The sequence below is a fragment of the Streptomyces sp. SID486 genome (assembly GCF_009865385.1).
Taxonomy (GTDB): Bacteria; Actinomycetota; Actinomycetes; order Streptomycetales; family Streptomycetaceae; genus Streptomyces.
Genome location: NZ_WWJT01000798.1, coordinates 1 through 9,094 on the forward strand (window position 1 = coordinate 1; position 9,094 = coordinate 9,094).

General features: G+C 74.8%; 6 protein-coding genes and 1 pseudogene. 3 read left to right on the plus strand and 4 right to left on the minus strand.

Going from position 1 to position 9,094, the window contains the following annotated elements:
* Nucleotides 1-140 precede the first annotated feature (140 nt).
* On the plus strand, nt 141-527 hold the full coding sequence (locus GT045_RS37960; protein ID WP_161297883.1) for a PPOX class F420-dependent oxidoreductase: 387 nt from the start codon (nt 141-143) through the stop codon (nt 525-527).
* A gap of 21 nt (nt 528-548) precedes the next feature.
* Here the strand turns inward: GT045_RS37960 and GT045_RS37965 are convergent, their stop codons facing one another.
* The 3 genes from GT045_RS37965 to GT045_RS37975 all read right to left on the minus strand — a co-directional run bounded on the left by GT045_RS37965 (nt 549) and on the right by GT045_RS37975 (nt 4,798).
* Nucleotides 549-3,311 carry a hypothetical protein gene (locus tag GT045_RS37965; RefSeq protein ID WP_161336990.1) on the minus strand — a complete coding sequence of 921 codons (2,763 nt, stop codon included), beginning with the start codon at nt 3,309-3,311 and terminating at the stop codon, nt 549-551.
* Between the two features lie 143 nt (nt 3,312-3,454).
* Nucleotides 3,455-3,871: a hypothetical protein gene (locus GT045_RS37970; RefSeq protein ID WP_161297882.1), complete on the minus strand. Its 417-nt coding sequence runs from the start codon at nt 3,869-3,871 to the stop codon at nt 3,455-3,457.
* 162 nt (nt 3,872-4,033) lie between these two features.
* Nucleotides 4,034-4,798, minus strand: a complete 765-nt coding sequence (locus GT045_RS37975; RefSeq protein WP_161297881.1) for a TetR family transcriptional regulator — start codon at nt 4,796-4,798, stop codon at nt 4,034-4,036.
* 539 nt (nt 4,799-5,337) lie between these two features.
* On the opposite strand from GT045_RS37975, the gene GT045_RS37985 reads away from it, so the two are divergent.
* Nucleotides 5,338-6,207 carry a hypothetical protein gene (locus GT045_RS37985; protein ID WP_161336991.1) on the plus strand — a complete coding sequence of 290 codons (870 nt, stop codon included), beginning with the start codon at nt 5,338-5,340 and terminating at the stop codon, nt 6,205-6,207.
* Here the strand turns inward: GT045_RS37985 and GT045_RS37990 are convergent.
* Nucleotides 6,194-8,650: a polysaccharide lyase 8 family protein gene (locus tag GT045_RS37990; protein ID WP_161336992.1), complete on the minus strand. Its 2,457-nt coding sequence runs from the start codon at nt 8,648-8,650 to the stop codon at nt 6,194-6,196. The two genes, GT045_RS37985 and GT045_RS37990, sit on opposite strands and share 14 nt — an antisense overlap.
* A gap of 172 nt (nt 8,651-8,822) precedes the next feature.
* Here GT045_RS37990 and GT045_RS37995 point away from each other — a divergent pair.
* Nucleotides 8,823-9,094, plus strand: a pseudogene (locus GT045_RS37995) (peptidoglycan-binding protein); the annotation flags it as partial.

A 9,094-nucleotide genomic window follows, 5' to 3' on the forward strand; every position in this document is an offset into this window, starting at 1 on the left:
CCCCGGCCGCCGGACCGCCCGCCCGGCCGGTCCTCGTCCGAGCCCGTGCGCAGGGCCCGCCCGCCCGCCCGCCCGCCGGCGGGCGGGCGGGCGCCTCCCGGGCCTCGTCCACCGGCGGGGCCGCCTTCTAGACTGCCGACATGGACGACACCCGGCTCGACCGGCTCGGCGCCGGCAAGTACCTGCTGGTGACCAGCTTCCGCAAGAACGGCACCCCCGTGGCCACCCCGGTGTGGGTGGTCAGGGACGACGACGCGCTGGGCGTGTGGACGACCGCGGACAGCTGGAAGGTCAAGCGGATCCGGCGCCACCCCGGCGTCCTCGTCGGCCCCTGTGACGTGCGCGGCAATCCCACCGGTGACCAGTCGCCGGCCACCGCCGAGATCACCGACCCGGCCACGACCGCCCGTTACCGCACCCTCATCGCCCGCAAGTACGGCATCCTGGGCCGGCTCACCCTGCTGGGCAGCCGGCTGCGGCGCGGAGCGGACGGCACGGTCGGCATCCGGGTGACCCTCGGGGAGTGAGGGCCACCCGCGATCCGCGTCCTACGACGCGTTCAGCACCGATCCCGTCAGTACGAGGCCGCCGGGCTGCGGTTTCCCGGTCCGCGGGTCGATCTGCCGGAACCGCACCGACTCCGTGGCCTCCCGGACCCGGTCCCTGACCGTGGGCAGGTTGATGTCCATGACGGTGCGCCCCGGCGGGATGTCCGTCCACAGGTAGAACTCCACCTTGGACAGCGGGCGTTCGGGATCGGGCTTCTCCCCGGTCATGTCCCGCAGCCAGGCGGCCGGGACGTCCTTGGTGGACAGCTCCGGCGCGCCGGCCTTCACGACCTGGAACACCGCGCTCATGTCCACGTCCACCGCCTCGGACAGCGACACCCGCCACTTCAGGGACCGTCCCTCGGTGACCCTGCCCGCGACGGGCGTGACGGTCATCCTCGGCGCGGGATCGTCGTCGTGGACGGTGATCCCGCCCCGGTAGGAGCCCACGACCGCGCCGCGGACCGCCTTGACCAGGACGTCGTACGACACGTCGGTGCCGTACCGCGTGTTGCCCTTCACCTGGACCGGCACATCGACGCCCTGAGCACCCGGACGCACCGTCACCAGCCGGTTCTCGGCGGTACCGGTGGCCGGGTCGACGACGTACACGCGGACCTGACCGCTGCCGCCCCGGCCCGTCACCCGCACCGGAACCCGGTAGGTGCGCACGCCCGAGTCACCCTCGTCGACGGTGGTGCGGCCGACGTCCACCCGCGGCAGCGCGTCGGTGCGCACCGCGGGCGTCCCGGGGCGCCAGCCCCAGGCGTCCATGAGCCAGGCCCGCCCCGACGCCGAACGCGGGGTCAGCTCCAGGGACTTGACCGAGGCCAGGTCGAGCCCGGCGCCCGTCGCCGCGGTCAGCGGCACCCGCAGCTCCTGCGCCCAGTAGGAGGCGGTCCGCTCGCTGCCCGGCAGCCCGTCGACGGTGACCCGGCCGAGCTTCGCCTTCCTGCCGGACGTGTCGGTCAGGGCCACGTCCAGCTGCGTACCCCGCGAGCCGGGCGGCACGAACAGCCGCAGCCGCAGCGCCGTGGAACCGGTCAGCGACACCGGCGTCCCGGCGGTGACCCGGGCCGGGGTGCCGGCGCGCGTCCAGCGCAGCGCGACCGCGGACCGGGCGGTCTCCCGGTCGGTCGCCCAGTACGCGAAGTGCGGGGAGGAGCCCTTGGCGGACCGGCCCAGGCAGGCCCTGGCCGGGCTCGGGTCCACCGCGGCGCACAGCCTGGCGCCGGTCACCGACACCCCGCCGTCCGGCAGGAAGCCGCCGCTCCGGCCGGCCCCCACCGCGTGGCTCAGCACCCGCGCCGGGTCCGCCGACGGCGCCCGCCTGCCGGAGCCGTCCAGCAGCGGCCGTACCCGGTCGTCCCCGGCGAGGAACAGCCGTGCGGCGGCGGCGATGTAGGTGGACCCGGCCCGGTGCTGCCGGTCGGCGGTCAGCCGGGTCGCGGCCCCCTTGGCGCACACCGGGTCGTGGTGCTGCGGGTCGTCGGAGAAGTCGTCCTCGGCGGGCGCGGCCGACTGGCCCGGAGTCCACTCCGAGTTGAAGAAGTTGTGGTTGGCGCCGATCACGTACACCGCGCTGTGCAGGGCGGTGCCGTTGCTGACCGCGCGGGTGCCGTCGACGTACACCTGGCCCTGGAGGTCGGAGACGTCACCGTCGCAGCCCGGCAGGATGCTCACCGACGGTACGTCGGGCACCGGGTTCTGGCCGAAGACGGTCGGGCCGATGAGGACCGTGCCCCGGATGTGCCAGCGCACCGGCCCGTGGTAGCCGTCCGCGGCGGCGGGCGGCGGGGTCAGGCTGTCCAGCGCGGCCCGGTTGACGCCCTCGCCGCCCCGCGAGTGCCCGATCAGCAGCACCCGCGAGAGATCGGCGCGGGGCGCCTCACGGACCACCTTCGGTGCGCTCCCGGGGTGTTCGGCCCAGCCGGCCCAGCGGGCCAGGTGCAGCCGCACCAGCGACGAACGGGCCTGCGCGCCGCCGTCCTCCGCCGCGAAGTCCTGCCCGTTGACGCCGTTGGCCGAGACCGACACGGTCAGATAGCCCTGGGAGGCCAGCAGCCGCTGGTCGCGCAGGTACCCGCGGTGGCTCGGCACCGGCTTGCCGCCGGCCTTGCAGGGCCAGTCACCGGTGACGTCCTCGCGCCCCTTGTAGCAGGTGTAGTGCCGGCCGTGCAGGAAGAGCGCGAGGGGGCGCTTGCCGGGCGCGCCGACCGGCGCGACGACCACCGCGCGCATCTCCACCGGGGCCGCGAAGCCGGGCAGCCGGACCGACGCGAGCGCGTACTCACCGGTCTTGGTGCGGTACCTGCCGGGCTTGCCCGGGTCCACGGCGTTCGCCGGCAGCGGGGCCGGCAACCGGGCGGCCGACACGGCGCCTTCCGGCTCGGGCCTGTCCAACCGGTGCCCACCGGACCACACTTGCAGCCCCTGGAGCCGTTTCGCGAGCGGTCCGCCGAGCGGCAGCCGGAACGTGTGCCCGTCGGCACCCGGCCGCGGAACGCCCAACAGGCTTTCTCCGGAACGGAATTCGACGCGCGCGTCGCCCATCGGCACCGGCCGGTCCGACCGCCACACCAGCTGCGGCGCCGATCCCGGACCTGCCAGCCGCCACCCCGGCGGCAGCGGGGTGCCGCCCTGAGCCGCCGACACCCCTTCCCCGCCTGGTGGTTGGGGGCCGGCCACCGCCACCCCCGGGGATGCCCCCGCCACCGCGAGCAACGCGGCGGCGGTCACCCATATGCGCCGGGCACGGACCACTGTTCCTCCTCGAACCCCGACTTCGGACGGCCCGGCCGTCCCGGGCGTCCCTCGCCTGCGAGGAGGGGAAGAGGAGACTGTGGGTTGCCTGTGAAGAGGAGGTCGTGGATCACACTGGCGGCGCTCTCAGCGCCGGACGGTCCTCAGGTCCACGCCCGGTACGGCTCGTCGAGCAGCTGGAAGACCGGCTCGCCGCGCACCGGGTCCTCGGCGGTGGACAGCCGGACCCGGTCGCCGCTGTGGACGCCGATCGGCGGCCCCATGACCCGGCCCCGCACGACGAACCCCTCGGCCATCTCGATGAGCGACACGTTGCGCGCCGCGGGCGTGTTGCGGTGCACCACGGTGGAGTGGCGGACCGTGCCGACGCCCTCGCTGCACTCGGTGCGCAGCTCGCTGCCCTGGCACGCCGGACACAGCAGCCGGTGGTACGTCGCCGTGCCGCACCAGGCGCAGCGCTGGAAGTGGATGGCGTCCTTGGAGTCCGCGGCGGCGGGTTCGAGAACGCCCGTCGCGGCACCGGCCGCCGGCTGCGAGGTGCTTGGTGAGTGGTGGTACACGCTGTCAACTCCCTGCGCTCGGCCGGAATCCCGAAGGCCCGGTGCGGACCGCGCACGCACGTGCACGGTTGCCGTGCCACCGGGCACGCCGACAGAGTATGGCACTCAGTGTCACTCGTAAAGGCACTCCGTACCCCGATTTTCCGCCGGGCTCCTCCGGCCTCAGTCGCGGCCGAGCACGCCCTCCAGCTCCCGCACCACCCGCCACAGCGGGGCGTCGCGGCGGGTCACCAGCACCACCACGTCGTCGGACCCTCCCGCACCCCTGCCGTCGGACGATCCCGCACCACCGTCGGCCGGCCCGGCCCCGGCGGACACCTCGGGGGCGTCCGCCGGCCGGGCGTACGTCCGCTGCACGTATCCCAGCGCGTGGTCGACGGCCGTGCCCGCGTCGCCCTCGCCCTCCGACCGCAGCCAGGAGCGCAGGGCGTTGTTGTGCGCGGCGACGACCGCCGCGGCGATCACGTCGGCACGCAGCGTCCCGTCGGGGCGCCCGGCGAACCGGTCGCGCAGATACGCGGCGAGCGCGCGCTCGTAGCGCCACACCACCGACAGCTCATAGGCGCGCAGCCCCGGCACCTGCCGGGTGAGCCGGTAGCGCTGCACCGAGAAGGCCGGGTTCTCGGCGTACATCCGCAGCACCAGCCGGGCCGCGTCGCACACCCGCCGCACCGGCTCGTGCCCGGCGTCGCTCGCCGCGAGGAAGGCGGTCATGTCGGCCAGGCAGCCCTCGTGGTCGGGGAAGACCACGTCCTCCTTGGACGGGAAATAGCGGAAGAACGAGCGCCGGCCGACCCCGGCCAGGGCCACGATGTCGTCCACGGTGGTCTGCTCGTACCCGCGTTCCAGGAAGAGCCGGAAGGCCGCCGCCACCAGGGCGTCCCGCATCGGCGGCTTCGCGGCCGGCGCCGCGCTGCTGGAGCTCATGGACGGGAACGTAGCATCCGGACCGAATTCCTGACACTCAGTGCACTCCGAGGCCCCCGTAGGGGGAACGGAGTGCTGTCGGCCCGCCGACAGAGTCCGGTCGCAGGGCCCGCCGGCAGAGCCCGCCCGCAGGGCCGCCCGCAGAGCCCGGTAGCCTCCGCCCGCAGGGCCGCCCGCGGAGTCCGTCGCGGCCTCCGCCCGCAGGACCGCCCGCGGAGTCCGGCCGCAGAGCGCCGTTGCAGGGGCAGGGGCCGGTCGCGGGGTTCCGCCGCAGAACTTGGCTGCAGAACCTGGCCGCAGGGCCCGGTCGCCCAGGGGCCGGGGCGGACGATGGGGCCCGCCTCCCGGCGGCGTAACCTTTCTGCGCCACCGCCACCGCCACCGCCACCGCCACCGCCACCGTCACCGCCACCGCCACCGCCATCACCGCCACCGCCACCGCCATCACCGCCACCGCCCCGCCCCCACCGCCGCAGCGACACCAGCGGCGCACCGGCCCCGTACCGTCCCCGCCACCACGTCCGATCGAGGAGCCTCCGATGCCCGGCGCCCGCCCCAGCCTGCTCTACGTCACCGACCTGGCGTACCAGGCACGCGGACGCCGCTATTGCGACGAGGACATCCACCTCGCCTCCCGGCTGCGGGCCCACTTCGACCTGGCCCTGTGCCATCCGCTGGACACCGCGGCCCTGATGGACGGCTTCGACGCCGTCGTCGTCCGCAACAGCGGGCCCGTCCTCGCCTATCGGCACGCCTACGACGCCTTCCGCGCGCGGGCGCTGGCCACCGGGGCCCGGGTGTACAACCCGCTCACCGGGAAGGCCGACATGGCGGGCAAGCAGTACCTGCTCGACCTGACCGCGGCCGGCTTCCCCGTGATCCCGACCGTCGACCGCGCAGAGGACCTGCACCTGCTGCCGTCCGCCGAGCGGTACGTGGTCAAGCCCAAGCTGGGCGCGGACTCCCTCGGCCTGCGGATCGTCCCCGGCGACCGGCTCAGGGAACTCGCCACCGGCGACCGGCTCGGGGAACTCGCCACCGGCGAGATCCTGGTCCAGCCGTGCGTCGACTTCGCCTACGAGGTGTCCTTCTACTTCGTCGACGACGACTTCCAGTACGCCCTGTACGCCCCCGACCCCGGGCGCCGCTGGGAGCTGCGGCCGTACCAGGCCACCGCCGCCGACCTGGAGTTCGCCCGCCGGTTCGTCGACTGGAACGACCTCGGGCACGGCATCCAGCGGGTCGACGCCTGCCGTGCCCCCGACGGGGGCCTGCTGCTGGTCGAGCTGGAGGACCTCAACCCCTATCTCTCCCTGGACGCGCTGCCGGAGGAGGGCAGGGACGCCTTCGTCACGGCGTTCACGGCGTCCCTGGGCCGGTTCGTGCGGGGCGCGCTCAGCCCAGCCTGACCACGATCCGCTGGCTCGCTCCCGCCGTGCCCGTCAGATCGCCGAACGTCAGCGTCAGCGCGGAGCCGGTGGCCGAGCCGGCGAGCGTGGCCGGTGCGGACGTCACCGCCGCGACCGCCCGCCGCCACGTGACGGTCAGGCCCGTCCGCCCGCGCTCCGGGTCGCTCACGGCGAGCACCGCGGTGCCGTCGGCCCGCTCGCTGATCATCACGGAGCACGGGCCGCTCGCGGTGAGCGTGCCGACCGTCCCGCCGAACCAGAAGTTCACGCCGGTGAACCCGAGCGACGTGACCGTCACCCCCTGCTGGCGGCCGGTGTTGGCAAGCACGCCGAGCCAGCCGGCGTCCGCGGCCCGCGCCCGCGTCCCGTCGGCCGTCGCACCCGGCAGCAGCACATAGGCGTACGACGCGTCCACCGGGTGCGTGCCGTGATCCACGTACAAGGTCGTGTACGTGCGGGTGAGGACGTCCGTCGAGCCGCTCCTGTTGACCGTGCGCCAGCTGCCCCGCCGGTCCTCGCACAGCGCCCGCACCGTCGCCCCGCCCGGGAACACGTAGCCGCCGTGCCCGCCGATGTGCGCCCACCTCGCCCCGGTGACCGTCCGCGCCCACGGCCGGTCGGTGGGGCTGACCGTGCTGTCCACCGTGAAGGGGGCGGTTCCGCCGGAGCCGAGGTTGCGGTTGTCGACCGTGGTCTCCACCGCGTCGGGGTCGGTGCAGGTGATGCCCGCGCCGAGACAGACGACCGCGTCGTCCAGGAAGAACCACGACTTCTTGGCGCGCAGCGTCGACTGCAGGCCCTTCAGGTACTGGCCGACCGCGGCCCGCCGGCCGTCGGTCGCGCCGCCGACCCAGTTCACGTCCGGTTTAGGGGCGCCCCAGTCGCCGCCCGCCCCGTCCGCCAGCGCCTTGCGGGAGACGGTCGTCCCCGGCAGCCGGTACGGGTCGACGGTGGGCCAGAACGCGTCGCTGTACTGGTCGTCGGCGGACGTGCCGCCCCACCAGTACAGCATCCCCGCGCCGGTGTGCCAGCCGCGCAGGTTCTCGCCGTCGCCCGTCTCGTAGTAGGCGATCCTGCGGTCCGCCATGCTCAGGGACGCCGCCCAGCCCGGCCGGCGGTGGGTGAGCCGGGCCATGGACGGGAACATCCGGTGCCCGGCCGGTTCGGCGAGCGCCGCCACGGACGCGTCGTCCTGCACGCTCTTCAGCCTGGCCAGCTGCGGCAGGCTCAGGAAGGGGTCCGCCAGCGGAGGGCTGTACCGGTCGCGGCGCATCCAGCCCTTCACCAGACCGCGCCAGCGCGCGTTCTCGGCCGCGCTCGCGCCCTGCCCGAGCAGCACGATCGACGCGAGGACCTGATGCCCGCGCAGGTGGTCGTCCTGCTGGACGTCCTTGGACTTCGCGCGCCCCCGGCTGACCGCCCGGCCGGCCACACCGTCCATGACGAGCCCGTTGTGGAGGAACGGTGCCCAGCTGTCCTCCACCGCGTCGAGCACGAGCTGCCGGTTCGGGTCCGTCACCTCCCAGCTGGAGCCCGCCAGCAGCGCGAACAGCAGGCCCAGCCCGCCCAGCAGCACCGACCCGTACGTGCCGGTGTAGGGCACCGAGCCGTGCTGGAGGAAGGAGCCGTCCGCGTAGAGGCCGTCGCCTGAGGTCCGGTAGGGGAAGACGGGGGAGAGGGCGTCACGGGCCAGTGCCACCTTGTCCGCGCTGTCCCCGACGACACCGCGCAGGGCCAGCACCCGGCACAGGTCGACCCGGTTCGCGCCCGTGCTGCTGCCGGCGTAGCGGGCCACGGCCGAGTCGGGGACGAAGTGGTCCACCGCGGCCAGGAAACCGGCGAGCCGGGCGGCGGGCAGAGCGTCGTGGAGCAGCACGCACACGTCCAGCAGTGCCTGCGGGGCGCCGATCTGCCAGTTGTACCAGTTGCCGTACCGCTCCCGGCCCGCGTGGTAGACGTCGTCGTGGAGATGGCCGAGCCCGGTGAGCAGCGCGTCGCGCAGGCGCCGGTCGCCGGTCAGCCCGGTGCCCGGCTGGCAGTACGCCTGCGCGAGCGTGTTCAACCGGTCGTAGCTGGCGTTCAGGTTGCCCGAGTGTCCGTACGCCTCGTGATCCGTGTCCCGCTCGCGGTCGGCGTAGGAGAGGTCCGGCCACAGGGAGCCCGCGGCGGGGGCCATGGCGGCGAGATGGCGGCCCGCCGTGCTGCCCAGGGCGGCGAGCCGGGACCGGAAGGGTTCGGTGGCGGGGGAGAAGCCCTGTCCGAGGACGAGGGCGCGCCACTTCGCCCGGAGCGCGGCGAACTCTTCCGACACGGCGGACGACCCCGCGGGCCGCGACGCGGACGTCTCCGGCGCGGGGTCCGGCCAGGTGGTGCCCAGCCCCAGGGCGACGGCGGTACCGGAACCCGCGGCCAGGAACGCGCGACGTGACCAGGGAGTCGTCATGACGGCGGTTTCTAGCACGCACCGGCCCGGACGCCGGACGACCTGGGCCGCGTCGGGGTGCCGATCGTTTGAAGGAAGGAAGAGCGGTGGGCTGAACGGGGGCGCGGCGGGTGTCGTATCTCAGCGCGGGGGCCGCGGCAGGCCCCCGACCGCGGGACGGAAGGAGAGCCCGGTGCCGACACCGCCCGACCCCGAGAAACCCCCGGCCGGACCGCCCCTGGAGCCCATCCGGGTGCAGCGCCCCCGGAGCGTGGACGCCCTCGCTGAGCTGATGCGCGAGTTCCGGCCGGACCCCGTGACCTTCCAGCCCCTCACCGCGGCCTCCGCCCCGCCGTACGTCCCTGAGGAGGAGACCCGGGAACTGCCGCCCGCCCCCGCGGCCCGGCCCGCGGGCATCCGCCGTACGTACCCGCCGGCCGAGCGCGGCTCGCCCGCTGCCGCCGC

Excerpts from the sequence above, each read along its gene's own strand:
- GT045_RS37960 (WP_161297883.1), top strand. The coding sequence starts at position 141 with ATGGACGACACCCGGCTCGACCGGCTCGGCGCCGGCAAGTACCTGCTG.
- GT045_RS37985 (WP_161336991.1), top strand. The coding sequence starts at position 5,338 with ATGCCCGGCGCCCGCCCCAGCCTGCTCTACGTCACCGACCTGGCGTAC.
- GT045_RS37975 (WP_161297881.1), bottom strand. The coding sequence starts at position 4,798 with ATGAGCTCCAGCAGCGCGGCGCCGGCCGCGAAGCCGCCGATGCGGGAC.
- GT045_RS37990 (WP_161336992.1), bottom strand. The coding sequence starts at position 8,650 with ATGACGACTCCCTGGTCACGTCGCGCGTTCCTGGCCGCGGGTTCCGGT.